This window comes from Curtobacterium sp. PsM8 (assembly GCF_030433875.1).
Taxonomy (GTDB): Bacteria; Actinomycetota; Actinomycetes; order Actinomycetales; family Microbacteriaceae; genus Curtobacterium.
Genome location: NZ_JARUXD010000012.1, coordinates 1 through 25,276, shown reverse-complemented (window position 1 = coordinate 25,276; position 25,276 = coordinate 1). Strand labels below are relative to the sequence as shown.

Below are 25,276 nucleotides of genomic sequence, written 5' to 3'. Positions count from 1 at the left end.
ACCGAAACGGTTCAGGAGACCAACCCCGCTCATCCTCCTGAGACCCAGCGCCGCAGTTCACGGGCGAACCGTTCAGTTCCGAACTGCTCTTCGACGTGACCTGCCACATTGCGAGTGTCGAGCCGCTCGGCTCGGCGGACGGCATCCGCGAACGCAACCGGTTCGACTGACGGTGACACGACGCCGCCACTCACGGCTTCAACACCCTCGCGCGCACCGCCCTCTGCACCGACGACCACGGGAGTGCCGACTGCCATCGCTTCGAGCGGCATGATCCCGAAGTCCTCGACTGCGGGGAACACGAACACAGAGGCGCGGCGGTACAACTCGCGTAACATCGCGTCCGACGGTCCGACGACGACCCACACGGGCACCGTCGCGGCGTCGGCCTGCGCACGAAGCGCGGGCAGTTCCGGCCCTCGCCCTGCAATGACCACCGGTCGCTTCAACTGTTCAGCGGTGGCGATGACGAGATCGAGGCGTTTGTAGGGCACGAATCGCGACGCACCCAGTAGAAAGCCTTCCGGAAGCGACGCCAGCAGTTCTCGCTCACCTGCTTCAAGCCCAACGGGCTCCGCCGTTGCGAACGTGGTGTCGACCGGCGGGTGGAGCACCCTCGCTTCTTGGTGCCAGACCTGCGCAATACGACGACGGATGTAGTCGCTGTTTGCCGCGTACTGCACTCCGCCGTTCACGAAGCGTCGGTCGAAGGTCCGGACAAGTGAAGCCGACGCCCTGACGAGAAGCCCAGCTCCTCGTGAATCTTGGTCCGCTGCGTAAACGGTGCGCATCGGCGTATGGATGTACGCGAACTTCGGCGTCGATCCCATCGCGTCCCGTCCGCCGACATGGTGGGCAAACACGTGGGAGCTCGCGAGCACGAAGTCGTACGGAGCGGTGTCGACCCGGGTCCAGGCTGACGACATGAACGGCAGTGCGAGCGCCTTGTGGCGCCGGAGCGGGGTCTTCGCCAACCACGACTCGTGCACAGTTCGGCCGGGGAACCGTTCGGGCGCATCGCTCCACAGTGTCTGGATCGCAGCATCGGGGAACACTGCAGACATGGCTTCCGCCACGTTCTCCGAACCGCCATGTGCAGCCACCCATTCGTGCGCGATGAGCCCCGGCATCAGAAAGCCTCTTTCCCCGGCGCCAACACCGCTCGCACCGTCCGCCACAGGATGACGATGTCCCCGGTCAGCGACCAGTTCTCCACGTAGTACAGGTCCAGCCGGATGGCGTCTTCCCACCCGAGCGACGACCGTCCGCCGACCTGCCACAGGCCGCTCATGCCGGGCTTGAGCAACAGCCGACGGCGTGCTGCGGCGTCGTAGAGCGCGACCTCGCCCTCACGCTGGGGCCGCGGTCCGACCAGGCTCATCGACCCGAACAGCACGTTGAACAGCTGCGGGAACTCGTCGAGCGAGTGCTTGCGGAGCACGTGACCGATCGAAGTGATGCGCGGGTCGTTCTCCAACTTGAACAACGGGGTGTCTCCCTTGCCCTGCGCTGCGAGGAGCGCGACGAGCTCGTCGTCGGCGTTGACGCGCATGGACCGGAACTTGAGCATGTCGAAGGGCTGGCCGTTGAGGCCGACGCGCTCCTGGCGGTAGAGCACCGGGCCCGCACTGGTGAACCGCACGGCGAGTGCCAACACGATCAACAGCGGCGACAGGGCGATGATCAGCAGCGCCGATCCGGCGACGTCGAACGCACGCTTCATGAAGAGCGTGGTGCCTTCGTAACGGGGCATTTCGACGTGGATCAGCGGCAGGCCAGCGACGGGACGCGTGTGGATGCGCGGGCCGTTGATCTCGGTCAGGCTCGGAGCGACGATCAGGTGCTCGCGCCCGCCCTCGAGTTCCCAACTCAGTTCACGCACCGCTTGCGCGCCCAGGTCGTCCGAACTCGTCACGGCCACGGTGTCGGCACCGATGCTGCGCAGTGCGACGACGGCGTCGCTGATCCGTCCGAGGATGGGGACCCCGGTCGTGCCGAGCGTCCCGCCGACGGGACCGGTCGGGACACAGGCGCCGACGACGCGGTAGCCCTCTTCTGGGTGCCGCATCAGTTCGCGGGCGATGTGCTCGACTGATCCGGTGGACCCGACGAGCACGACCGTGGCGGAGTAGCGGCCGCTCCGGCGCTGTGCGTTGAGCCACTGGCGCCACATCCAACGCGTCAGCAGCAGGAGCAGGACGCCGAGAGGGAACGCGATGAAGATGTACCCGCGGGCGATCTCGAGTTTGAAGGCATACGCGACGATCGCCACGAGTGCGAACAACCGGATTGCCGAGTCGACGATTCGTCGGTACTCACCGGCGCCGGTGCCGATGTAGCGCGGATCACGGGTGTCGTAGAGCGCCAGCACGATCAGCCAGGCGATGACGATCAGGATCGAGACGGCCGAGTACCCGACGGCCAGGTCGGCCGAACTGCCCGCGACCTGCCGGCTGTCGAACCCGAACCACGCGATCTGCACGCCGAACGCCACCCAGATCAGCGCAAGCGCGTCGGTGATGACCAATCGACGGGCGTAGGTGTTCTCCCAGCCGAGCTCCGGTCGAGCGGTCCGTTCGGTCACCGTCACCACGAAGCACCACCGTCCGCAGACACCGCGACCGTGTCGCCCGACCAGGCCCACAGGTTCTTGTCTGCCAGACCGATCGCGACCGGCCCACTGCTCGCGCCCCCCGTCCAGCATCCGACGGGGCTGACCGTCGACGAGGCAGTCACCTTCACGGCCGCCAGGCTCGCGATCTCGACGCCGGCGCACGTCGCACCGCCGGTGCGCGCGAGTGTGTAGGTGTTGCCGGCGTCGGCGATGGACTGGATCCCGCCGATCGGTGCCGTCACCCACGACCCGGTCCCGCTCCGCCAAGCGATGGCGTCCGCGCATGCGACGAGCGTCGTGTACTGCCCCTGGTAGACGTCGACCGGGTCAGCACACGGCGAGTCGGAGCGGCCGCTCTGCAGCTGCAGGGCGGCGTCGCTGACCCCGGCACCGGCGGCGCCCGGCTGACCGGCTGACCACGTGGCACCGTCGTCCGTGCTCGTTCGGACGGTCATGGCGCAGTCGTCGCCGACCCCTGTCAGGATCGAGACGCCGCTGGTGGTGGCACGCAGCCCCGTCAGGGTGCGCACGTCGTCGCCGAGGGCGACCGCGACCCAGGTCGCCCCGCCGTCCACCGAGTGCTCCAGCACCGGCTTGTCAACGGAACACGACGTACTGGAGGCTCGCCATGCCTCCTTGCCGTCGATGGCGGACAGCAGACGTCGGGCTGACGCAGCGTCTGCCGCACCTGCCGACGCGTTCGGCGTCGGGGACGCGCTCTCGCTGGAGCGCGGAGAACTGGAGAAGGTCGGGATCGGGCCCGCCGGGTCACCGGAGTTCGGTGCGGTGCGTCCCAGGGCGAGCGTGACGAGTGCGATGTCGATGACGACCAGCACGACGATCACGATGGCGACCCAGACCAGGGTCGTCCGCGTGAGCGACGAACCGAGGTTTCGGGTCCCCCGGCGAGTGTCCATGTCCCCCGACCTCGTCTCAGCGCTCGGCGCGACTCAGGGCGCCGAGCTTCTTGCCGCCGCGCTTGGGCGGCTTGACCTTCGGTGTGTCCTCGTCCTCGATGCCGTAGCCGTACCCGTAGCCGTACCGGCCGTAGCCGTAGGCGCCCGGGCCACGGACGGGCATCATCGTGATGACGAAGCCGGCGATCGGTGCGCCCACGCTCTCGAGTGCGGAGACCGCGGCGGCGAACTGGCCCTTGTGCGTCTTGCCCGAGGCCACGGCGACGATCGCGCCGGAGGCCTTCTTCGCCAGGATCGCGGCGTCGGTGACGGGCAGGAGCGGCGGGGCGTCGAACAGGACGTAGTCGAACTCGCCCTCGAGCCGCTCGATGAGGTCCTGCATGGCGCGGGACCCGAGGAGCTCGGACGGGTTCGGCGGGATCTGGCCGGCCGGCAGGACGACGAGGTTGCCGCGGCCCCAGGGCTGGGCGACGTCCTCGAGCTCGGCGCGGCCGATGAGCACGTCGGTCAGACCGGCGTTGGTCTCGACGTCCATGTACTCGGCGACGCGGGGACGGCGCAGGTCGGCGTCGATGAGGATCACGCGGAAGCCGGCACTGTCGAGCGCGATCGCCAGGTTGGCGACCGTGGTGCTCTTGCCCTCGGACTGCACGGACGACGTCATGACGAAGGTGCGTGCGCCGGTGCCGATGTCCAGGAACTGCAGGTTGGTGCGGAGCGTGCGGAACGACTCGGCACGCGGGCTGCGCGGGTCGACCTGCACGATCAGCGGACGTTCCGAGGCCTTGCTGTCGAAGGCGATGCCACCGACGACCGGCTTGTCGCTGATCTTCTCGACGTCCTGCTCGGTCCGGACGCGGTTGTCGAGCGTCTCGCGGAGCACGGCGATGCCGACGCCCAGCGCGAGTCCGACGAGCAGGCCGAGTGCGACGTTGACGGGGACGTTCGGGCTGACCGGGACGCTCGGCACGTCGGCCTGCTTCACGCGGGTGAGCTTGACGCTGCTCTTGCCGTCGGCGTCGGTGGCCTCGATGTCCTCGACGACGTTGGTGAGGCTCTGCGACGTCGCGTTCGCGATGTTCGCCGCCTGCACCGGGTCCGTGTCGTTCACGCTGATCGAGATCAGGGTCGTGCTCGTCGGCGCGGTCGCGGACACCATCGTCGCGAGCTGGTCGGCGTTCATGTCGAGCTGGAGCTTCGAGATGACCGGCAGCAGCACGATCGGCGTCGACACCAGGTTCGAGTACGTCAGGACGCGCTGCTGGGTGAAGGTGTTCCCCTGGGCCAGGTCACTCGCGCTGCCCGAGGTCTCCGTCGAGACGAAGACCTGCGCCGAAGCGGAGTACACCGGCTTCTTGAGCAGGGAGAAGCCCGCGGCAGCGGCAACTCCGACGAGTGCCAAGACCAGGATGAGGACCCATCCCTTACGTAGCACGGTGATGTAGTCGCGTAGTTCCACGCGGCCCGCCTTCCCCGACGATCCCGCCGCTCGCCCGTGGTCCCAACACGAGTGCCCGGGGATGTCCCGGTGTACGGCATTCAAATAGTGCCACATGATCGAGCAACGCTCGGCTGTATCGGCCGTTCTGGGCCACCCGTCCTCTACGGTGAGCCCATGAGCACCGAGTCCGACGTGACCCACGCCGAGCCCGACACCAGCCGTCAGCGGGACCTCGTGATCCTGCTGGTCGCGCTGGGGGTGGCGGTGATCCTGGCCCGGGTCGCGTCGGGGTTCAACATCGCCGGCAAGATCCAGCCGCCCGTCATGCAGGTGCTGGTGGCCGACTTCGCCGTCTGGTTGCCGCTCGTCGCGGGCATCGTCTGGGTGCTGCGCCGATCGGCGAGCACGGACCGTGCCGCTCGCCTGCGGCTGGGACTCGGCGACGCGATCTTCGCGATCGGCATCGTGATCCTGTGCCGGGTGTTCGACGTGTTCCTCGGCCTGGCGTTCACCGGCTCGACGGGCCTCACCCCGGCGCCGACGCTCGGGACCCCGGACGAGACGCTGCTGATCGTCTCGGCCATCGGCATCGTGCTGGTCAGTCCGTTCCTCGAAGAGGTCTTCTTCCGTGGGCTGTTCCAGCGCCGGATGGCCGCCGAACTCACCCCGCGCACACGATTCCTGGCCGTGTTCCTCACCGCGTTCCTGTTCGCGGTCCTGCACGTCCTGCTCGGTGCGGGCGGGACGCAGCTCGAGGGCTTCCGGGTGTTCCTGACGATCTTCGTGCTCGGGTCGCTGACCGGCACCCTGGTCGCGATGACGAACCGCATCGGCGGCGCGATCATGGCGCACGTGCTCTTCAACGCGGTGGCGGTCGTCGCGACCTGGCCTCGCTGAGCCGACCCGCGCCTCCCGTCTGATTCGCTGAGCGCCGTCGACGGCGCCCATCCTCCTTGCGGTCTTCCATGCAGGAGCTATGAGGCCCTACAGTTTCCCACGTTGTAACGCGGGCGCCTAGGGGGCGCCCGCACCACCGATCAGACCGGACGACGTCGTCCACGAGGAGCCCATCCCTTGCGTCCCACTCTCATCTCGAGCCGGGGGCGCCGTCGCTTCCTCGGGTCGTCACTCGCCACAGCCGTCGTCGGAGCGCTCGCGCTCGGCGGGCTCGGCATCTCCGCCCTGCCGGCAGCCGCCGCTCCCGACGCCCGCACCGTGGTGTCCGGCGAGGCCCGCTTCCAGGTGCTCTCCCCCACCCTGATCCGCACCGAGTACGCGGGCGACGGGCAGTTCACCGACCAGGGCACGTTCAACGTGGTCGGGCGTGACGACTTCGCCCCGACGCCGTTCACCAAGACGGTGCAGGACGGCTGGCTGACGCTCGACACCGGGTCGATGACCGTGCAGTACCGGCAGGGCACCGGCGACTTCAGCCAGGACAACCTCCGGGTGACGCTGAAGACGTCCGCGGGACAGGCCGTCACCGGCTCACCCTGGGTCACGGCACGGACGCCCTCGTGTGCGATCGGCACGCTCTGCGAGGGCGAGGCACTCGCGCTGCAGGGCCTGGCGAACGCGACGGACCACGCCGGGTACACGGGCGCTGGCTTCGCCGCCGGGTTCGAGAACGTCGGCAACTCCATGACGTTCCGCACGACCGTGCAGCAGGCCGGGTCGTACGACCTGGCCATGCGGTACGCCAACAGCCAGGGCGGCGACGGCAAGGTCGAGACCCGCACGTTGAGCATCGTCGTCGACGACCGGGCCCCGGTCACCCTGAGCCTGCCGGCCGGCGCGAACTGGGACGAGTGGAAGCAGACCACCGCAGCCCTCGACCTGACTGCCGGTCCGCACACCGTGAAGGTCGTCCGTGGCGACGCGGATTCTGGTCGGGTGAACGTCGACAGCCTGGCGATCGTCCCCGCGGGTGCGGCCTACCCGGCGCCGACCGCAGCGTCCGACGGGCAGGACTGCGCCTTCGGCGTCGTCTGCCAGGCCGAGGACGCCGCACGCACCGAGCCCGCGACCGTGGCGACGAACCACAACGGGTTCGCCGGGGACGGCTTCGTCGCCGGGTTCGAGCGCGCCGGCGCGCAGATGACCGCGCACGTCACCGGGGTCCCGGCCGCGGGCGACTACGCGCTGCAGGTCCGGTACGCCAACGGGTCGGCCGGCACGCCCACGCTGACCGCTGCTCCCGTCGGCCAGACCGCCACGACCGGTGAGCTGCCCCGCACCAGCGGCTGGGACTACTGGAACACCGTGACGGTCCCCGTACACCTGGCCGCCGGCACGAACGACATCGCGATCGGCTGTCCGACCGTGGCGGCCAACTGCAACGTGAACTTCGACACGATCGCGGTCGTCGACACCGCGTCGCCCGTCCTCGCCGCGCACGCTCCGCTCGGTGGCTACCGGCGTGACCTCGACACCGCCAACGGTGCCGCGAAGACGAACCCCGGCCTGCTCTACCAGGACGGCTGGTCGCTGCTCGACGACACCGCTTCGGCGCTGTACGACCCGGCGACCGAGCAGACCACGCCCCGCGGCGACCACGGTGGCGAGGGCTACCAGGACGGCTACGTCTTCGGGTACGGCACCGCGTACACGACCGCGCTGAAGGACCTGGCGACCCTGACCGGCCCCTCGAAGCTCCTGCCGCAGTGGGCGTACGGCGTCTGGTACTCCGAGTACTACGACCGGTCGCAGCAGGACTACCTGGACATCGCGAAGCGCTTCCAGGACGAGGGCGTCCCCGTCGACGTCATGGCGATCGACACCGACTACAAGACCGGCAGCCCCACCAACGAGGGCGACAGCAAGTGGGACGGCTGGTCGGTCGACCCGGCCCGGATCCCCGACATGACCAGCCTGCTCGCCGACTGGCACGCCGAGGGCATCCACAACACCCTCAACATCCACCCGTCGATCTCCAGCAAGGACCCGGAGTTCGCGGCCGCGCAGGCGACCGCGAAGGGCAAGCTCACCCAGGGCGACGGCGACCGCTACCTGTTCGACTGGTCGGACCCCGACCAGCTCAAGGCCTACTTCGACCTGCACACCTCGCTACAGCCGGAGGGCGTCGACATGTGGTGGCTCGACTGGTGCTGCAGTGAGAACTCGAAGTACTCCGCCAACGGTGTGACGCCGGACGCGTTCATCAACCAGCAGTACGCGAAGTACACCGACGAGCAGCTCAAGGGCCGCGGTCTGGCGTTCTCCCGCGCCTACGGCTCGCTGACCGCGGGCGGCTACGGCAACCCGCAGGCCGTACCGACCGGGCCCTGGGCCGACAAGCGCACCACGGTGCACTTCACCGGGGACACCACGTCCTCGTGGGACGAGCTCGCCGCCCAGGTCGGCTACACGCCCGGCGAGTCGGCGGCAACCGGCCTGTCCGCGATCAGCCACGACATCGGTGGCCACAACGGTGCGCAGTACGGCATCGCGGGCAAGGAGCCGGGCACGACCCAGCTGCCGGCCGACATGTACGCCCGGTGGGTGCAGTTCGGCGCGTTCCAGCCGATCGACCGCCTGCACAGCAACCACAGCGACCGGCTGCCCTGGCAGTACCCGGCCGAGGCGAACGCGTCGGCGAAGCAGTTCCTCAACCTCCGCGAGGACCTGCTCCCCCTGACGTACACCCTGGCCGCCGACGCCTCGGCGACCGGCACCCCGATGCTGCAGCCGCTCTACCTGCAGTACCCGGAGGCGCAGGAGTCCTACGCCCAGGCCGGCTCCGAGTACCTCTACGGCAAGGACGTCCTGGTCGCGCCCGTCACCACCGCGAACGACGACACCGGGAAGGCCACGCGTTCGGTCTGGTTCCCGGCCGGCGACTCGTGGACCGACTGGTTCACCGGCACGACCCACCAGGGCGGCACGACGGCCGACGTCACGACCGACCTGACCACCATGCCGGTGTTCGTCCGCAGCGGCGGCATCGTCCCGACCCGCTCGCACCACGTCGCGAACGACGCCGCACCGCTCGACGCGGTCACGGTGACGGTCGCGACCGGCGCGGACGGCACCTTCGCCCTGCACGAGGACTCGGGCGAGGGGCAGCCGACCGCGGCGGCCTCCTCTGCTCGCGCCGCGGGCAACTCCGCGTCGACCACGATGCGGTTCACCCAGCAGGCCGACGGCGGCACGCTCGACATCGCCCCGGCCGACGGCTCGTTCACCGGCCAGGTGCGCGACCGCTCGTGGACGGCGACGTTCACCGACGCCGACCGCCCCGCCTCCGTCACGATCGACGGGACTCCCGTCGCCGCGTCCGAATGGACGTACGACGCCGACAGCCGCACCATCACGGTGCCGGTCGCCGAGCGCTCGGTGACGGACCGGACCATCGTGCGGTACTCGAGGGTCGCTGCTGCGGTGCCGAGCCTCCAGGTCGCATCGCCGACGGTCACCGCCGGTGACACGCAGGCCGTGACCGGCGCCGGGTTCCCGGCAGAGGCGACGGTCACGCTGTCGACGACGCCGGCGCTCGGTGGCCAGGTCACCGTCCGCACCGGTGCCGACGGCACGTTCCGCAGCGACCTGGCGGTGCCGGCCACGGCCTCCGGCCGGGTGACGGTGTCCGCGTCGGTGGGCGGCGTGGTGCTGGCGCGGGTCGGGTTCACGGTGACGGCGGCGGCGACCGCTCCGCCGACGGCCACGCCGTCGCCCGGGCCGGGTTCGCCTGCTCCCGCGCCGGGCTCGCCTGCTCCCGCGCCGGGTGCCGGTGCCGGCCCTGGTGACGGTGGCGGTGGCGGTTCGGGTTCCGGCGGTGTGGGTACCCAGCCGGGAGGCTCGTCCCCCGCCGGCGACGGCGCCCTCGCCTGGACTGGTGCGAACGTCGTGCCCCTCGGTGTCCTCGCCCTGGTGCTCCTCACCGCCGGCGGGCTGCTGCTGACACAGCGCCGACGACGCCACCGTCGGGCCGAGTAGGTCCGCGGCACGGCACCACGATGCAGACGACGGCGGGGCACCCCGACAACGGGTGTCCCGCCGTCTGCACCGCCCGACACCTGTCGTCCGGCGTGGCCCCTCTTCGGGTCGACACCCCGTCGGTCCACCCCGTTGTCCAGTAGCCTCGGCTGAGCATGTCTCGCCCAACCAGCGTCATCGACAACCCCCTCGTCCGGCAGGCTCCGATCAGCGGCCTGCTGGCCCTCGGCGCGCTGCTGACCGTGACGCTGCCGACGCTCGAGATCAGCGACCTGACGATGTTCCTCGCCAGCCTGGTCACCGTCGGCGTCGCGACCCTGCTCGCCGCGTTCGCCGCACACTTCCCGCGCGCGGTCCCGCTCGTGCCGATCTTGCTGGCCGTCGACTTCGTGTCCCTCGCCCTGTTCCGGACGGGCACCGGCGCCGGGGCGTCCGTGTTCACCTCGCTCGTGGTCCTGCCGGTGGTGTGGTGGGCGTCGCTCGACGGCCGGCGCACGATCGTGTACTCGATCCTCGGGGTCACGATCGTGATCCTGGCGCCGTACCTGCTCCAGCCGGGCTCGGTGATGCGCGCCAGTGAGCTGGTGCGCCTCGGCATCACCGTCGTCGTGTTCGGCACGGTCGCCGTCATCGTGCACGAGCTCTCCCGCCGCGCCCGCCGCTCGGTCCGCACCGCCGAGGCTCGCGAGGTCCGGGTCCGCGAGGAGATCGACCGCGCCGCCGCCGTGCAGCGCTCCCTGCTGCCGACCACCAGCGACGGCCTGGGCGAGAGCGTCACCGTCGCCGGCACCTGCATGCCGGCGAAGAGCGTCGGCGGCGACTTCTTCGACTGGTACCGCACCGAGAACGGCATCGCCGTCGGACTGGGCGACGTGATGGGCAAGGGCGTCGGCGCCGGACTCATCGCCGCCGCCGTCCGCGCCACGATCCGCAGCGCCCGCACGGTCGACGACGCGTCCGAGGCCCTGCGCCGCGCCTCCGACGGCCTCGCCGCCGAGGGTGCCGGCACCGACGTCACCTTCACCACGCTGTTCCACGCGCGGATCGACGACGACGGCGGGCTGCAGTGGGCCGACGCCGGGCACGGGCTGAGCTTCATCCTCCGCGCTGCCGGAGGGGTGGAGCGCCTGCGCTCGGTCGACCTGCCGCTGGGGATGGGCCTCCGCGACGAGTGGGCGACCACCACCGGCACCCTCGAGCCGGGCGACCTGCTCATCTCGTTCAGCGACGGCGTGCTCGACCTGTTCGGCGGGCGTGACGACGCGGTGGACTCGGTCGCCGAACTGGCGCGCGCCGACCGGACGCCGGCGGCGATCGTCGCGGCCCTGGCCGAGCGGGCGGCCGAGGTGCCGCACGATGACGACGTGACGGTCATCGCGATCCGTCGCGAGGCCGCGTCCGCCGAGCCGACCGAGGTCGCGGCCGCGCCGCTGTCCCGCTCCCGCGCGGCCTGAGGCGGGCGCGCGCGTACGTGCGTGCGTGCGTGCGTGCGTGCGTGCGCCGAGGCTCGGCCCCAGCGACACCGCACGCGCCCAGCGGCGCGAGCCCTGTCGCCCACCGCGAACCGCGCGCCGGACGGGAGGCCCGTCCCGACCCCGCCACGCGCCTCCCGCCCGAGACTCGGCCACGCGGACACCCTGCGGCCCCCGGCAGGCGCGAACCGTCCGCCAGACCGAGGCTCGGCCCCAGCGACACCGCACGCGCCCAGCGGCGCGAGCCCTGTCGCCCACCGCGAACCGCGCGCCGGACGGGAGGCCCGTCCCGACCCCGCCACGCGCCTCCCGCCCGAGACTCGGCCACGCGGACACCCTGCGGCCCCCGGCAGGCGCGAACCGTCCGCCAGACCGAGGCTCGGCCCCAGCGACACCGCACGCGCCCAGCGGCGCGAGCCCTGTCGCCCACCGCGAACCACGCAACGGTCGGGAGGCCCGCCCCGACCCCGCCACGCGCCTCCCGCCCGAGACTCGGCCACGCGGACACCCTGCGGCCCCCGGCAGGCGCGAACCGTCCGCCAGACCGAGGCTCGGCCCCAGCGACACCGCACGCGCCCAGCGGCGCGAGCCCTGTCGCCCACCGCGAACCTCGCGCCGGACGGGAGGCCCGTCCCAGCCCCGCCACGCGCCTCCCGCCCGAGACTCGGCCACGCGGACAACATGCGGCCGCCGGCAGGCGCAGACTGTCCGCCAGGCCGAGGCTCGCCCCCAGCGACACCGCACGCGCCCAGCGGCGCGAGCCCTGTCGCCCAGCGCGAACCGCGCGCCGGCCCGCCGCCTACGCGGACCAGTCGGGCCGGACGAAGCCGCTCTCGTACGCGAAGACGACGGCCTGCACCCGGCTCGCGGCACCGACCTTGCCGAGCACGCTGCTGATGTGCGTCTTCACGGTGGCCTCGCTGATCCAGAGGTCCTTCGCGATCTGCGCGTTGCTGGCGCCGCGGACCAGGGCGGTGAGGACCTCCCGCTCGCGGGCGCTCAGCGACGCCAGCGCGGGGGCGTGCTCAGCGGGCGGAGCGGGCACGGACGATCCCGAAGCACCACCGCCCGCGCCACCGGACCGGGCACCGAGCAGCCGATTCTCGAGCAGCGCCCGGGTCATCGACGGTGCGATGAGGGTGTCGCCGGTGTGGGCAGCACGGACCCCGGCGGCGATGAGGTCCGGGCCCGCGTCCTTGAGCAGGAACCCGAGTGCGCCGGCCTGCACGGCGTCGAGCAGGTACTCCTCGTCGTCGAACGTGGTGAGGATGACGACTGCGCCCGCGGTGCCGTCGGACACGATCGAGCGGGTGGCCGAGATGCCGTCGAGCACGGGCATCCGGACGTCCATGAGCACCACGTCGGGGCGGAGGTCGGCGCAGACAGCGATCGCCTCGGCCCCGTTCGGCGCTTGGCCGACGACGGTCAGGTCGGGTTCGGCGTCCACCATCATGCCGAGGCCGGTGCGGACCACGGCCTGGTCGTCGACGATCACCACGCGGATCACGACGCGACCACCCGGGGAGCGGCAGGACCGGCGGCAGCCGGCCCAGCCACGTCGACGGAACCCGCAGCACTGGCAGCCGCCCGACCACCCGCACCACCCGGCCCCGCACCACCCGGCCCCGCACCGGGCCGGACGCTGCCCGCCGTCGGGACACGCGCCTCCCGGGGTGCCTCGAGCGTGACGCGCCACCCGCCACCCGCGGCCGGCCCGGCGTCCAGGACCCCGCCGATCGACGCGGCGCGCTCCCGCATCCCGCGGATCCCGGCACCACCGACGGCGAGTTCCGGCACCCGGGGGCTGCCGCCGGAGCCGCCGTCGTCGAGGACCTCGAGGCGGATGCGGTCCTCGGACGCGGCCAGGCTGATCCGCACCGAGGAGCCGTCGGAGTGCACGAGGGTGTTGGTCAGGGCCTCCTGGCAGACGCGGAGTACGGCGAAGTCCTGCATCACGCCCAGGCTCCCGGGCACGCGCAGGTCGGCGTCGACCCGGACTCCGGTCGCGCGGACGCGGTCGACGGCGGCCTCGAGTGCGCCCTGCAGCGACACCGGGGCGTCGGTCGTGCCGCCGTCCCCGCCCGCACGGAGAACCCGGACGACCTTCCGCATCTCGGACAGCGCCTGCTGCCCGGTGCCCGCGACCCACGAGGCGTACTCGGCGAACTCGGCCTGGTCCGCGACCCCGACCCGGACCAGCGCCTGGGAGCGGACGACGATGGCGGCCATGTGGTGGGCGACGACGTCGTGGACCTCGCGGGCGACGGCGGTGCGTTCCTCGGACGCGATGCGGGCCTGGTCGGACTCGCGCAGGCGGACGAGTTCCTCGTTGCGCCGCTGCAGCACGAGCTCGGACCGACGGCGACGGGCGGTGGCGCGGCCGAGGACGGCGGACGCCACGAGCAGGATCCCCATCAGGACGATCGTCGACCAGTCGGCGGTCTCCAGGAGCGTCCGGCCCAGCAGCAGGGCGAGCGGCCACCGGTGGACGGCGAGTGCCCAGGAGTCCGCGGGCGCGAAACTGAACGGTAGGAGCAGCGCGGTCACGGCCGGCAGGGTGACGACCGCCAGCACGGCGAGCACCCGTCGGCCGGCCGCACACGCCAGGTAGACGGCGATCACGAGCGGGATGAGGCGCACGGTCAGCACGTCGAACGTCCACAGCGGCCAGCCGACGACGACCGCGACCACCACGAGCAGCGGGTAGGGCAGCCGCTGGCCGACGCCGATGCAGAGCGCGACCAGGGCCGCGGTGACCCGGTAGTCGTCGAGCCTCGTCGGGTACCAGCCGGCGCGGTGCAGCCCCTCCATCGTCAGGAGCGCGACGGCGAGGAACACGACCCCGGCCACGGCAGCGCGCACCCACGGCGGGATCGAGACTGGACGCATGGCGTGAGGCTAGCCGCCCGAGGCGACTCCGCGCCTCCCCCGAACGACGGAGCGCGCGCGTCCGGACGATCAGTCGAACGGACGGGAGGCCCACCACCTTCCGCCGATGCGCCTGACGCCCGCCTCGTCAGAGGCTGGTCCTGCCGCAGTGAGCGGCCGTCGAACGGAGCACGTGATGCAGAAGAAGACCGCTGTCAGCCTGGCCACCCTGGCGCTCATCCTGGCCATCGCGGGGACGGGCGCCGCGGCGGCGACCATCGGGGGCCCGGACGCCTCGTCGGACGTCGGGCGCCCCGCGACCACGTCGACCGTCGTGCAGACCACGGTCGCCACGTCGGACGACGACGGCTGGCCGGGACAGCTGCCAGACGTCGACCGCTTCCGGGGGCTCTCGCGGTCGGACCAGCAGGCGGTGCTCCGGCGCGTCGACCGGCTGCTCGGGGACCTCAGCGGCTCGCGGGCCAGCGAGGGGCTCGTCCGGCAGCTCAGCGGCTACCGGGGCGAGCTGGCGCGTCTCCGCCGGTAGGTGCTGCGGCGCGAGGCACGAGGCACGAGGTTCGCGCTGAGCGACACCGCGCGGCCGACCGCAGGCAAGCGATGTCGCCCAGCGCGAACGTCGGCCCGGCCCTGCCCGGCCCGAGCCTCGGCCTGACGGACACTCTGCGGGCTCCGGGACGCGAGCCTCGTCCGCCCAGCCGAGGCTCGGCGGACCTGGACGGCGGCGGGCGCGTGCAGCACACTGGCGGCATGGGGTGGGGGAAGAGCGCGCTGGCGATCGGGATCGTGTGCACGCTCGGGGGTGGGCTCGCCGGGTGCGCGACGACGGCCGGTCAGTGTGTCGACTACGTCTCACTCACCCCGGCGGAGCAGGCGCACGAAGCGTCCCTCGTCGTCGACGCCGTCGTCCGCTCGACAGACCGCACGGTCGAGGTGGCCGGCCGGTACCGCGTGTACGAAGCAGCGATCACCGACGTGCGCAAGGGCCGGACGCTCGGCGACCGGATCGACGTGATCGCGACCTCCGACCAGTGCACGTCGAGCGGCGAGCCCGTCGAGTATGTCGACGGCGACCCGCTGGCCGAGCCGGGCAGCTACCGCCTGTACCTGACGCGGGTCCGGGGTGGAGGCCCGTGGCAGCTGGTCGTGCCGGGTGCCGCCGAGCGCCTCCCGGCCTGAGCGCCGCCGCGAGACTCGCGCTCAGCGACAACCCGCGGCCGTCGGCGCGCGAACGGTGTCGCTCAGCGCGAACCTCGGCGCGCGCCGCCGCCGGCGCGCAGCCCAGCCCGTCAGACCTCGACGTCGCTGCCCATCGTCACCGTGCGGCGGAGCGGCAGCCCGAAGCGCGCGGCCGGGTCAGCGGCGTTGTGCGCCATCGCGACGAAGAGCTTCCGTCGCCACGACACCATGCCGCCCTTGCCCGCCCCGGTCCGGAGTGCGCCGCGCGAGATGAAGTACGACGCCTTCGACATGTCCTCCTGGGACAGGTCGATCAGGCCGGCAGTGCACGCGGCACGCATCGCGGCGGGCAGGTCCTGGTCGTCGGAGAACCCGAACGTGATGGTGATGTGGTCGATGCCGTCGTCGTCGTAACCGAGCTCGTCGCGGCGGAACGCCTCTTCCAGTGCCACGTGCGGCACGTTGGCGGTGAGGACGGACACGATGATGACCCGCTGGTGCACGACGCCGTTGTGCTCGACGTTCGCCCGCAGTGCCAGCGGGGTCGTCTCCTTGTTCGGGTGCGGGAACACCGCGATGCCCGGGACGCGCGGGATGTGGTCGGCGTTGACGGTCTCGATGAAGTCGGCGAGCGAGCCCTCGCGCTTCCGACGCTCGATCTGCACGAGCTGCCGGCCGCGGTGCCACGTCGTCATCAGGGTGATCACGGCGAGGGCGATGAGCAGCGGCACCCACCCACCGTGCAGGACCTTCGACAGGTTGCCGGCGAGGAAGGTCAGCTCGAGGCCGCCGAACACCACGGCGACGGTGACGAGCTTCCAGGTCGCCCAGCGCCAGAGCGGCTTGACGACGACGAGCAGCAGCAGGGTGTCGACGACCAGCGCACCCGTGACCGAGACGCCGTACGCGGTGGCGAGGGCGGCCGAGGACCGGAACGCCAGCATGATCGCCATCACGCCGATGAAGAGCAGCAGGTTGACGGCCGGCAGGTAGACCTGGCCGCCCTCGCGCTTCGAGGTCTGGCGGATGGTCAGCGGCGGCAGCAGTCCGAGCTGCACGGCCTGGCGGGTGAGCGAGAACGCGCCGGAGATGACGGCCTGGCTGGCGATCACGGTCGCCGCGGTCGCCAGGATCACGACGGGCAGCTGCGCCCAGTTCGGGAACAGCAGGAAGAACGGGTCCTTCGTGGCGGTCGGGTCCTCGAGCACCAGGGCCGCCTGGCCCAGGTAGTTGCAGACGAGCGCGGGGAACACCACGAAGAACCACGCGCGGAGGATCGGCATCCGCCCGAAGTGGCCCATGTCGGCGTAGAGCGCCTCGGCTCCGGTGATGGCGAGGACGACGGCGCCCATCGCGATGAAGGTGATGAACGGGTGCGCGAACAGGAACGCGATGGCCCACGTCGGCGACAGGCCCTGCAGGACGCCCGGGTGCTCGACGATGCGCGGGATGCCGGCGACCGCGATGACGACGAACCAGAGCAGCATGACCGGGCCGAACGAGGCGCCGACCTTCGCGGTGCCGAAGCGCTGCACGATGAACAGGCCGATGAGGATCACGGCGGCGATCGGCACGATGAGGTGCTCGACCGACGGCGCTGCGGTCCCCAGGCCCTCGACCGCGGACAACACCGACACCGCCGGGGTGATCACGGAGTCGCCGTAGAACAGCGAGACCCCGACGATGCCGATGATCAGGAACACCGTCGTGCCGCCGGGCCGGTTGGCGTGCAGGCGTCGGGCGAGTGCGGCGAGCGCCATCACCCCGCCCTCGCCGTGGTTGTCGACGCGCATGAGCACGAGGACGTACTTGATCGACACGACGATGGTGATCGACCAGAAGAGCAGCGAGATGACGCCGTAGACGTCCTCGGGGACGGGCCGCACGATGCCGCCGTCGACGGAGAACACGGTGCGCATCGAGTAGAGCGGGCTGGTGCCGATGTCGCCGAACACGACGCCGAGCGCAGCGAGGGCGAGACCGGCCTTGCCACGGTGCCCACGGGCCTCCCGGCTGGCGGGGCGCTGCGCGGCCTTCGCGGGGTGCGTGGCGTCGTCGCCGGGGCCGGCGTCACCGGGCTGGGCGTCGTGCCCACCCGAGGGGTGGTCTGACGACTGCGACGAGGCGCGGGTCTCGGTCACGGTGGTGCTCTCCAGTCCGGGCCGTGCGGACGACGGCCGCGCTCATCATGCACCCGCGGAGTGACAGCCGAGCGCGCGGCGCACGCTCGCCTGCGCCGATCGGCTCTACGCGCCCTGGTCCGGGACGGTGACGATCCGGTTCTGGTAGGCCCAGACGACGGCCTGCAGGCGGGACCGGACGCCGAGTTTCGGCAGCATGCGCGCCAGGTGTGACTTCACCGTGGAGACCTCGACGACCAGCTGCGCGGCGATCTCCTCGTTCGACATCCCCTGCGCGAGCAGGAGCAGCACGTCGCGTTCGCGAGCGGTGAGGACGCCGTCGACCCGGTCCCCGGTGACGGGTTGCAGGCTCCGGCGTGAGGCGAACTCACGCAGGACCCGTCGGGTGAGCGCCTGGTCGAGGGTGCCGTTGCCGGCGGCGACCTGACGCACCGCCCCGATGATGACGTCGGGTTCGGCGTCCTTGAGGAGGAACCCGGACGCCCCGGCCTCGAGGGCGCCGAACACCAGGTCGTCCATGTCGAACGTGGTGAGCATGAGCGCGGGCACGGCCGGGTCGGCGTCGGGGCGGCAGAGTTCGCGCGCCACCTCGATGCCGTTCCGGACCGGCATCCGGATGTCGAGGACCGCCACGTCCGGCCGGGTGCTCCGGGCGAGCTCGAGGGCCTGACCGCCGTCGGCGGCGACGGCCACGACCTCGATGTCGGGTTCCGCGTCGAGCAGCGCGGAGACGCCGGCCCGGACGAGCGGCTGGTCGTCCGCGACCAGGACGCGGATGGTCGGGCCGCCGGACGTCGTGTCGGTCATCGGGGGCCTTCCGTGGGGTCGGGCTGCGTGGTCGCGACCGGCGGGGCGGGGGTGGGCAGGGCCTCCCGGGCGAGACGCAGGCTGACCGTCCAGCCGCCGGCATCCGTCGGACCGACCTGGAGGCTCGCCCCCACCAGTTCTGCCCGCTCACGCATGCCACGCAGCCCGTTCCCCCCGGCCGGCGTGCTGCCGAGTGCGGGGACGGTGGCCGGCCCGTTCTCGACGCGGATCGCGAGGTGGTCGTCGGCGCGGTCGTCGATGGTGACGGTGCACGGCGCTCCCGGGGCGTGCAGGGCGGCGTTGGCGAGGGCCTCCTGGACGGTGCGGTAGGCGGCGAGCTGGGCGAGCGGGCCGACGCCGTCGCCGAGCGGGCGGGGCGCGACCGCTGCGTCTCCGACGCCGGCTGCGGGCCGGACGTCGAGCCGGACGTCACTGCGGAACCGGGCCCGTTCGGCCAGGTCGACGATGCCGGCGACGGTCTCCACCGCGCGCTCGGCGGGGCTGTCGTCGCGGAGCAGGCCGACCAGGCGGCGCAGGTCCTCGAGCACGGCGGTGCTCTGCTCCCGGACCTGGCGGACCCCCTCGTGGGCACGCTCGGGGTCGGTGTCGATCTGGCGGTCGATGACGGCGGACATCAGGGCGATGCCGGACAGGTGGTGGGCGGCGATGTCGTGCAGCTCCCGTGCCATGGCGGCGCGTTCGCGGGAGACGGCGGCGTCGATGTGGGCGTCGGCCTCGCGGTCGACGGCGGTGGCCTCGGCGGTGCGGGCGGCGCGGACCTCGCGGCGGGCACGGACCACGAGGGTGATGAGCACCGGCAGTCCGACCGTGCCGAAGGCCTGCAGGAAGCCCTGTCCGGCCGATCGGGTCAGGCCGAGCCACACTCCGTCACGGCCCGCGCCGTAGGCGGTGTACATGACGGTTCCCTCGGCGAGGACGACGAGGACCGCAGTGGCGACGAGCGCCGGCCAGATCCGCGCCAGCGGAGCCCGCAGGACGGCGAGGACCACGGCGACGACGACCGGCAGCAGCAGGAGCCCGTGCAGGGTCGTCGGTGCGGCGACGGCGACGACGGGGACGGCGCTGACCGCGATGAGCACCGCGCGGGGTGCGCGTCGGGCGACGAGCAGGACCGCCGACTGGACGAGCAGTGCGAGGGCCAGGACGAGCCACGGGCCGCTGGCCACGGCTGGGTAGGCACCGGCCTTGACGATGACGTCGGGATCGGCGGCGTCGAGGGGCGGCAGGCCGAGGAGCAGTCCGAGCCCGACCACCGCGGTACCGAGCGCGATGAGCACGTCCATGCGTCGCTGGCGAGCGGTCCCACCCGGCGCGGACGCGGACGCGGGCGCCGATCCGGGCGCACTGGGGCGCGGCTCAGCGGTTGCCATCGTGCGATCCTACGAGGCTCGTGGTGGCACGCGACGGGATCGGGGCGTCGATCGGCAGCGCCCGACGTGCCGGGTCGTAGCCGAGCCGCCCGCGGGTGACGACGAGCAGCACCGCGGCGGCGACGGTCGACATGATCGTCAGTCCGATCATCAGCGTGCCGGCGGTCATGCTCGGGTACATCTCGGGGAACAGCGACGAGATGGTGTTGTTCACGCCGACGTGCAGGAGCAGGGCGAGGGGCAGGCTCTCGCCGGTCTTGTTGAACACCTGGATCATCACGACGTTGAACGTGATCGTGAACAGGGCGAAGACGACGGGTTCGCTCCAGTGCGCGTTCGGCCACCCGCCCCAGTCGCTGAGGTACAGCGGCATGTGCCACAGCGCCCAGATCGGGCCGAGGACGGCCGCGGCGCCGAGTGCCCCGAAGCGGTGCTGCAGGCGGGGCAGGGCGAAGTCGCGCCAGCCGGGCTCCTCGCTGAGGCCGGTGGAGAACAGCTGGATGACGAGTCCGGGCACCAGCGCCGAGAGTGCCAGGGCCGAGGGGGCGTGCACGTCGCCGCCGGCGAACGGCACGGCGGACAGGACGATCAGGGCCGGGACGACGACGAGCGCCAGCGCGTACCAGTACCAGGCGACCCGCCAGCGGAACAGGCGTCCCACCCAGCGACGGAGGCCCGCGCGACCGTCGGCGACCGCGGTCACGATGAACGCGCTGCCCAGCGGGCCGAGCAGGGCGCCGGGCAGGACCCCGGTGAACTGGGCGCTGCCCAGGACCTCGGGGAAGTGGATGTCCCACACACCCATGCCGTGCGGCGACAGGATGTACGGCACCCACGCCAGCCAGCTCAGGCCGAGGGCGAGGGTGAAGAAGGTCAGCAGCGGATGCCGGGTGATGACCCCCGGGACGCCGCGGCGTTCCTGCTGCGCGGTGCCGGTCGTCGACCGGGCTTCGATGGTGTTCGTCATGACGTCGACGCTAGGAACTCCGCCGTTCCGGGACGACCCGAGGAGGGACGCACCTGCCGGACCTGCATCGAAAGGAGGAACCCCGCTGCGACGGTGTCTGTGCCACGCTGTCCGAGGACCGGAAGGAGCCGGATGGACGAGGCAGTGCTCTACGACCTGTGCAGCCGTGCGCGACTCGTGCACCTGCGGACCGGCGGTGCCGAAGCCGGCCTGCGCGGACTGACGGACTGCATCGCGGCCGCGTCCGGCGCCCCCGCTCGCTACCCGCACCGGCGGCTCGCGCAGCTCATCGACTCCGCCCCGCGCCCGGTCGGCTTCCGGTACGGCATGCGGCAGCTCGAGTCGGTCGCCACGAGCCGGACCACCCCGCCGGAGGGCTACTCGGGCGAACAGCGGCGCGACTACGAGCAGGCGCAGACCGCGCTGCTCCGGGCGATCGGCAAGGACAGCGGTGAACCGGCCCGCGGCCCGGTGGCGGTCGCCCGCAACGTGCTCGAACAGTTCGTCCTGCGCTGGTTCTGACCGTCAGGCGGCCGGCGCGTGACGCCGCCCGGGTACCGCGACGCTCGACATCGCCGGGCGGGCGACTCAGGCCGCGGTCCTCCCCGCCACGTGCGCCAGCACCACCGGGTCGGAGCAGCCGCGCGCGAACCCCACGATGCGTCGGTCGATGTCGCGCTGCAGCACCAGCACGCCGATCCGTTCGGCGAGCGGCGCCAGCCACTTCGGCCGGCACGTGAAGTTGTAGCGCCAGACCGCCAGGGTGTGCCCCGGCTGCCCCTCGGCCTCGCTGAACCGCCAGCCGCCGCCCATCCGCTCGAAGAACCACGAGCCCTTCGTCATCTTCATGCCCACGTTCGACGGCGGGTTGTACGAGACGTACTCGCTCTCCATCGCGAACCCGAACCGCTGCACGGTCGAGGTCCGGACGCCCTTGCCCGGTACGGTCGCGCCGCCGACCAGGTGCTGGCGGCGGATGAACGGGTCCCACCGCTTCCGGATGGCGCCCTGGGTCTGCGAGACGGCGAACGCGACCGCCACCTCGACGGGGATCACGCAGCGGGACTCGACGACGGGCATGCGCCCATCGTGGCACGGGCCCGCCTCGGCGGTCCGGTGGTCCGGCGGGCGAGCAGGCAGTCGGACGGGAGGCGCGGGGCGGGCTGGTGACGGGCCTCCCGTCCGCCGACCGGTCACGTCACGGGCGGCGGTACGGTGGCAGCGACCACCCGCTCCCGCCACCGCCGAGAGGACGCCCGTGCGCCAGCTCCACCCACCGATCGAACCGAACCGGACCGGCATGCTCGACGTCGGCGACGGCCAGCAGGTCTACTGGGAGGAGTGCGGCGCTCCCGACGGCAAGCCCGTCGTGTTCCTGCACGGCGGCCCCGGCGCCGGCTGCTCCCCCGACCACCGACGCCTGTTCGACCCGGCGCGCTACCGGATCGTCCTGTTCGACCAGCGCAACTGCGGCCGGAGCCTGCCGCACGCCGGCGACCCGACCACCGACCTGTCGACCAACACGACCTGGAACCTGGTCGGCGACATCGAACAGCTGCGCGAGCACCTGGGGATCGACGCGTGGCAGGTGTTCGGCGGCTCGTGGGGGTCCGCGCTGGCCCTGGCGTACGCCGAGACGCACCCGGAGCGGGTCACCGAACTCGTGCTCCGCGGGATCTTCACGCTGCGGCCGAGCGAGATCGACTGGTTCTACGAGGGCGGCGCCGCGAACGTGCTGCCCGACCTGTGGGAGGGGTACCTCGCTCCCCTGGCACCGGAAGAACGGCAGCCCGGCGGCCTGGTCCGCGTGTTCGAACGGCTGCTCGCCGACCCGGACCCCGCCGTGCACGGCCCCGCCGCGGTCGCCTGGGCCAGCTGGGAGGCGGCCTCGATCACACTGCTGCCCCGGCCGGACCTGGTCGCCCGGTATGCCGACCCGACGTACGCGCTGGCGTTCGCCCGGATCGAGAACCACTACTTCACGCACGACGGCTGGTTCGAGGACAGCCAGCTGATCCGCGACGCCGACCGTCTGCGGGACATCCCGACCGTCATCGTGCAGGGGCGCTACGACATGTGCACGCCGGCCGTCACCGCGTGGGACCTGCACCGGGCGCTGCCGTCGGCGGAGTTCCGGCTGATCGACGATGCCGGGCACGCGTTCGACGAGCCGGGGATCCTCGACGCGCTGCTCGAGACGACGGACCGGTTCGCGGGGTCGGCGTCGGGCTCGGGCTCGGCATCGGCGGACTGACGTCCGGGCCGCGTCGTCCGGCTGCGGGTCAGGCGGGGTCGGACGTCCGCTGCTCCGCGCGGTGGCGCTCGATCTCGGCGTCGACCGCCCTGCTCCGTCGGTGTGCCCGACCGAGCAGGAGCGCCAGGGTGCCCACCGCCGTCAGGACCCCGCCGAGGACTGCGCCCGGCAGCGGGCTGTCCGTCCGCTCGTCGTTGCTCAGACCGGCGGCACCGAGCAGCAGCGAGACCCCGACGAGCATGACCAGCATCGCGGCCGAGAACCCCCAGAGCCACGGCTGCCGCACGTCCAACCGCGCTCGCGTGGGGAAGGCCGCCACGGCGAACACGCCCCATCCGATGGTGACGCTGGCTGCGATGCGGAACCACGAGCCGAGCAGGACCCCGGCTGCGATCGAGACGACGACGCCACTGATCGCCCAGAGCCAGAACCCCCACGTCGAACCCCGCTGCGTCATGCGCCCACCGTACTGACGGCGGAGGCGACGGGGACGCGCCGACGCACCACGCGCCTCCAGGCCGTGGCCCGTGGTGGGGTGGTGCCATGACCGACGACCTCGTGCCGTGGTTGGTCGCCGGGGGGCTCGCCGTCGTGGTGGTCGTCCTGGTGGTCCTCCTACGGCGACACCAGACCGCTGCCCGTGCCGAACTCGACGCTGCCGAGCGGGCGCGGACCGCGGAGCTCGCCGAGCGCGAGGCCGCGCACCGGGATGCCACCGCGCGCCTCGAGGCCGACCGCGCCGCGCAGGTGGCGGCCGCTGACGCCGCTCGGCGCGACGCCCTCTCCGAGGCGGAGGAGAGCCGCGCGCTCGCCCGCCGTGGCATGCAGTGGGAGGAGGCGTCCGAGCAGGCGATCCTCCGGGCCTGCCGTGCCGCCGGGGTGAGCGGCGTGCTCATGACGAACGTCGTGTTCGTGCCCGTCGGCGAGACCGAGCAGGGTCCGTGGCGGAAGTTCGTCGCACAGGCCGACCACGTCCTGGTGTCGGAGTCCGGCCGGGGCTTGGTCATCGAGAACAAGCGCTGGGGCGGGATCGTGTTCGACGGGCGTCGGCCGAGCGAGGTGCACCCGGCGTTCCGGAACCTGGTGGACGAGGCGTCCCTGGTGCCGCCGTTCGCCGTGCAGGTCCGCAGTCGCACGGTGCTCAACGGCGAGGAGCAGGCCGAGAACTGGTGGCAGGTGCGGGTGCAGGCGAAGGGGGCGTCGCCGGCGCAGCAGGTGCGGCAGCAGGCCCGACGGCTCGCACGGTTCGTCGACGAGCAGACCGGGGTCTCGCGGACGTGGTTCGACACGTGCGTCTTCTACTCGGCACCCTCGGCGGCGACGTTCGTGCAGCCGGAGGACCGCAGCGGCACCGTGACGACGCGCATCGTGACGAACGACCACGAGCTGCAGTCGGCGCTGGCGTCGTGGGCGGCGAAGGACTCGGTGCCGAACCGGGCCCGCGCCGACGCCGTCGTCCGGGTGCTCGCCGGGCAGGGTGCGCACGCGATCACGGTGGGGTCGTACCGCCTGCCGGAGTGACGTCGCTGCTGGCGTGCACGCCGCACGCACGGCACGGACGACGACGCCCCGCCGGCCAGTGGCCAGCGGGGCGTCGTCGACGGAGCGGAGAGCGCTACGCGGTCGGGCGGATGACCGACGGCAGCATCACGTGCAGGTGCCCGGCGAGCGCGGTCTGCGCGTCCTCGAGCGAGGCGAACTCGCCGACGACCAGGCCGAAGGTGTCCGAGGCGACGTAACGGCTGTCGCGCTTGTCGACGGAGCCACCGAAGTAGCCGCCGTAGTTGGCGACCCACTCGTCGTCGCCCTCGAGCGTCCAGGTGAGCTTGGCACGCGAGGCGCGGGCGCTGGTGGCGGCCTGGGCCTCGAGCACGGCGACGATGTCGACGGTCTCGGTGTCGAGGGTGACGTCGGTCCCGGCTGCGGTCCGGTTGATGGTCGTGGTCATCGCGCTCTCCTGTCGTGTTCGGGGTACGTGGTGCAGTACGTGAACGCTACGACACCGATCGTCGCCGTCGACAGCGAGGCCCGTCGATTCACGGGTTCAGCCCCGGATGTTCATCCGTGAAGCCCGGAACTCCGGGCTTCGTCCCCCGACGTTCGGGGTACAACCGGAGCGATCGGGGTACTCGTCATCCGGACGACGGCCGGTCGGGGTACGACGAGAGACGCCGGCATCGACGCCCGCCGCCCGGGCCCCGGGGCGGCGGCGCGCCGCGCGGGGGCGGGGGCGGGGCGCGCGACGCGGGGGGGGGTCGGGGCGGGCGGGGGG

The 25,276-nt window shown here is 72.3% G+C and carries 21 protein-coding genes; 8 read left to right on the top strand and 13 right to left on the bottom strand.

Annotated features, from left to right (window positions below):
• Window positions 1-29: 29 nt before the first annotated feature.
• Genes QCD68_RS04435 through QCD68_RS04420 form a run of 4 tightly spaced genes read right to left on the bottom strand, consistent with a single transcriptional unit; the run spans window position 30 to window position 4,990 of the window.
• On the bottom strand, window positions 30-1,130 hold the full coding sequence (locus QCD68_RS04435) for a glycosyltransferase (protein WP_301222158.1): 1,101 nt from the start codon (window positions 1,128-1,130) through the stop codon (window positions 30-32).
• Entirely contained in the window at window positions 1,130-2,593 is a 1,464-nt protein-coding gene (locus tag QCD68_RS04430) for a sugar transferase (protein WP_301222157.1), read from the bottom strand. Before QCD68_RS04430 ends, QCD68_RS04435 begins: the two co-directional genes overlap by 1 nt.
• Window positions 2,587-3,531: a hypothetical protein gene (locus QCD68_RS04425; RefSeq protein WP_301222156.1), complete on the bottom strand. Its 945-nt coding sequence runs from the start codon at window positions 3,529-3,531 to the stop codon at window positions 2,587-2,589. Before QCD68_RS04425 ends, QCD68_RS04430 begins: the two co-directional genes overlap by 7 nt.
• 16 nt (window positions 3,532-3,547) lie before the next feature.
• Window positions 3,548-4,990, bottom strand: a complete 1,443-nt coding sequence (locus tag QCD68_RS04420) for a polysaccharide biosynthesis tyrosine autokinase (protein WP_111074851.1) — start codon at window positions 4,988-4,990, stop codon at window positions 3,548-3,550.
• Window positions 4,991-5,146: 156 nt separating this feature from the next.
• Between QCD68_RS04420 and QCD68_RS04415 the strand changes: the two genes are divergently transcribed.
• From QCD68_RS04415 to QCD68_RS04405, 3 genes are all read left to right on the top strand, one after another.
• Window positions 5,147-5,869, top strand: coding sequence for a CPBP family intramembrane glutamic endopeptidase (locus QCD68_RS04415; RefSeq protein WP_301222155.1), 723 nt, complete (start codon window positions 5,147-5,149; stop codon window positions 5,867-5,869).
• A 177-nt stretch (window positions 5,870-6,046) separates the two neighbouring features.
• Window positions 6,047-9,907 carry a TIM-barrel domain-containing protein gene (locus QCD68_RS04410; protein ID WP_301222154.1) on the top strand — a complete coding sequence of 1,287 codons (3,861 nt, stop codon included), beginning with the start codon at window positions 6,047-6,049 and terminating at the stop codon, window positions 9,905-9,907.
• Between the two features lie 155 nt (window positions 9,908-10,062).
• Window positions 10,063-11,361: a PP2C family protein-serine/threonine phosphatase gene (locus QCD68_RS04405; RefSeq protein WP_301222153.1), complete on the top strand. Its 1,299-nt coding sequence runs from the start codon at window positions 10,063-10,065 to the stop codon at window positions 11,359-11,361.
• Between the two features lie 817 nt (window positions 11,362-12,178).
• Here QCD68_RS04405 and QCD68_RS04400 read toward each other — a convergent pair.
• Entirely contained in the window at window positions 12,179-12,886 is a 708-nt protein-coding gene (locus QCD68_RS04400; RefSeq protein WP_301222152.1) for a response regulator, read from the bottom strand.
• Window positions 12,883-14,268 carry a sensor histidine kinase gene (locus QCD68_RS04395; protein ID WP_301222151.1) on the bottom strand — a complete coding sequence of 462 codons (1,386 nt, stop codon included), beginning with the start codon at window positions 14,266-14,268 and terminating at the stop codon, window positions 12,883-12,885. Before QCD68_RS04395 ends, QCD68_RS04400 begins: the two co-directional genes overlap by 4 nt.
• Before the next feature lie 175 nt (window positions 14,269-14,443).
• Between QCD68_RS04395 and QCD68_RS04390 the strand changes: the two genes are divergently transcribed.
• The gene (locus QCD68_RS04390; RefSeq protein ID WP_221852444.1) at window positions 14,444-14,794 is read left to right on the top strand and encodes a hypothetical protein; all 351 of its coding nucleotides are present in this window, start codon (window positions 14,444-14,446) and stop codon (window positions 14,792-14,794) included.
• Window positions 14,795-15,015: 221 nt separating this feature from the next.
• On the top strand, window positions 15,016-15,444 hold the full coding sequence (locus QCD68_RS04385; protein ID WP_301222150.1) for a hypothetical protein: 429 nt from the start codon (window positions 15,016-15,018) through the stop codon (window positions 15,442-15,444).
• A gap of 110 nt (window positions 15,445-15,554) precedes the next feature.
• Here QCD68_RS04385 and QCD68_RS04380 read toward each other — a convergent pair whose 3' ends face one another.
• From QCD68_RS04380 to QCD68_RS04365, 4 genes are all read right to left on the bottom strand, one after another.
• Window positions 15,555-17,585 (bottom strand): potassium transporter Kup, encoded by a 2,031-nt coding sequence (locus QCD68_RS04380; protein ID WP_301222149.1) that lies wholly within the window; start codon window positions 17,583-17,585, stop codon window positions 15,555-15,557.
• A gap of 105 nt (window positions 17,586-17,690) precedes the next feature.
• Window positions 17,691-18,392, bottom strand: a complete 702-nt coding sequence (locus QCD68_RS04375) for a response regulator (protein ID WP_301222148.1) — start codon at window positions 18,390-18,392, stop codon at window positions 17,691-17,693.
• Window positions 18,389-19,783 (bottom strand): sensor histidine kinase, encoded by a 1,395-nt coding sequence (locus QCD68_RS04370; protein WP_301222147.1) that lies wholly within the window; start codon window positions 19,781-19,783, stop codon window positions 18,389-18,391. Before QCD68_RS04370 ends, QCD68_RS04375 begins: the two co-directional genes overlap by 4 nt.
• A complete protein-coding gene (locus tag QCD68_RS04365; RefSeq protein ID WP_301222146.1) occupies window positions 19,770-20,750 on the bottom strand; it encodes a CPBP family intramembrane glutamic endopeptidase in 981 nt (326 codons plus the stop codon). The genes QCD68_RS04370 and QCD68_RS04365 overlap by 14 nt, the downstream gene beginning before the upstream one ends.
• A 132-nt stretch (window positions 20,751-20,882) precedes the next feature.
• Here QCD68_RS04365 and QCD68_RS04360 point away from each other — a divergent pair, with 132 nt between their 5' ends.
• Window positions 20,883-21,272, top strand: coding sequence for a hypothetical protein (locus tag QCD68_RS04360; RefSeq protein ID WP_301222145.1), 390 nt, complete (start codon window positions 20,883-20,885; stop codon window positions 21,270-21,272).
• 66 nt (window positions 21,273-21,338) lie between these two features.
• Here QCD68_RS04360 and QCD68_RS04355 read toward each other — a convergent pair whose 3' ends face one another.
• Window positions 21,339-21,830, bottom strand: coding sequence for an SRPBCC family protein (locus tag QCD68_RS04355; protein ID WP_301222144.1), 492 nt, complete (start codon window positions 21,828-21,830; stop codon window positions 21,339-21,341).
• Between the two features lie 178 nt (window positions 21,831-22,008).
• Between QCD68_RS04355 and pip the strand changes: the two genes are divergently transcribed.
• On the top strand, window positions 22,009-23,004 hold the full coding sequence (gene pip / locus QCD68_RS04350; protein WP_301222143.1) for a prolyl aminopeptidase: 996 nt from the start codon (window positions 22,009-22,011) through the stop codon (window positions 23,002-23,004).
• Window positions 23,005-23,032: 28 nt separating this feature from the next.
• Here pip and QCD68_RS04345 read toward each other — a convergent pair whose 3' ends face one another.
• Window positions 23,033-23,461 (bottom strand): hypothetical protein, encoded by a 429-nt coding sequence (locus tag QCD68_RS04345; protein WP_221850089.1) that lies wholly within the window; start codon window positions 23,459-23,461, stop codon window positions 23,033-23,035.
• 86 nt (window positions 23,462-23,547) lie between these two features.
• Here QCD68_RS04345 and QCD68_RS04340 point away from each other — a divergent pair, with 86 nt between their 5' ends.
• Window positions 23,548-24,525 carry a hypothetical protein gene (locus QCD68_RS04340; RefSeq protein WP_301222142.1) on the top strand — a complete coding sequence of 326 codons (978 nt, stop codon included), beginning with the start codon at window positions 23,548-23,550 and terminating at the stop codon, window positions 24,523-24,525.
• Between the two features lie 94 nt (window positions 24,526-24,619).
• Here QCD68_RS04340 and QCD68_RS04335 read toward each other — a convergent pair whose 3' ends face one another.
• On the bottom strand, window positions 24,620-24,952 hold the full coding sequence (locus QCD68_RS04335; protein ID WP_111074836.1) for a hypothetical protein: 333 nt from the start codon (window positions 24,950-24,952) through the stop codon (window positions 24,620-24,622).
• Window positions 24,953-25,276: the final 324 nt, after the last annotated feature.

What these genes read in the sequence shown, in the direction of transcription:
- QCD68_RS04435 (WP_301222158.1), bottom strand. Translation starts at nt 1,130, where the DNA reads ATGCCGGGGCTCATCGCGCACGAATGGGTGGCTGCACATGGCGGTTCG.
- QCD68_RS04425 (WP_301222156.1), bottom strand. Translation starts at nt 3,531, where the DNA reads ATGGACACTCGCCGGGGGACCCGAAACCTCGGTTCGTCGCTCACGCGG.
- QCD68_RS04415 (WP_301222155.1), top strand. Translation starts at nt 5,147, where the DNA reads ATGAGCACCGAGTCCGACGTGACCCACGCCGAGCCCGACACCAGCCGT.
- QCD68_RS04405 (WP_301222153.1), top strand. Translation starts at nt 10,063, where the DNA reads ATGTCTCGCCCAACCAGCGTCATCGACAACCCCCTCGTCCGGCAGGCT.
- QCD68_RS04395 (WP_301222151.1), bottom strand. Translation starts at nt 14,268, where the DNA reads ATGCGTCCAGTCTCGATCCCGCCGTGGGTGCGCGCTGCCGTGGCCGGG.
- QCD68_RS04390 (WP_221852444.1), top strand. Translation starts at nt 14,444, where the DNA reads ATGCAGAAGAAGACCGCTGTCAGCCTGGCCACCCTGGCGCTCATCCTG.
- QCD68_RS04385 (WP_301222150.1), top strand. Translation starts at nt 15,016, where the DNA reads ATGGGGTGGGGGAAGAGCGCGCTGGCGATCGGGATCGTGTGCACGCTC.
- QCD68_RS04375 (WP_301222148.1), bottom strand. Translation starts at nt 18,392, where the DNA reads ATGACCGACACGACGTCCGGCGGCCCGACCATCCGCGTCCTGGTCGCG.
- QCD68_RS04370 (WP_301222147.1), bottom strand. Translation starts at nt 19,783, where the DNA reads ATGGCAACCGCTGAGCCGCGCCCCAGTGCGCCCGGATCGGCGCCCGCG.
- QCD68_RS04365 (WP_301222146.1), bottom strand. Translation starts at nt 20,750, where the DNA reads ATGACGAACACCATCGAAGCCCGGTCGACGACCGGCACCGCGCAGCAG.
- QCD68_RS04360 (WP_301222145.1), top strand. Translation starts at nt 20,883, where the DNA reads ATGGACGAGGCAGTGCTCTACGACCTGTGCAGCCGTGCGCGACTCGTG.
- QCD68_RS04355 (WP_301222144.1), bottom strand. Translation starts at nt 21,830, where the DNA reads ATGCCCGTCGTCGAGTCCCGCTGCGTGATCCCCGTCGAGGTGGCGGTC.
- QCD68_RS04345 (WP_221850089.1), bottom strand. Translation starts at nt 23,461, where the DNA reads ATGACGCAGCGGGGTTCGACGTGGGGGTTCTGGCTCTGGGCGATCAGT.
- QCD68_RS04340 (WP_301222142.1), top strand. Translation starts at nt 23,548, where the DNA reads ATGACCGACGACCTCGTGCCGTGGTTGGTCGCCGGGGGGCTCGCCGTC.
- QCD68_RS04335 (WP_111074836.1), bottom strand. Translation starts at nt 24,952, where the DNA reads ATGACCACGACCATCAACCGGACCGCAGCCGGGACCGACGTCACCCTC.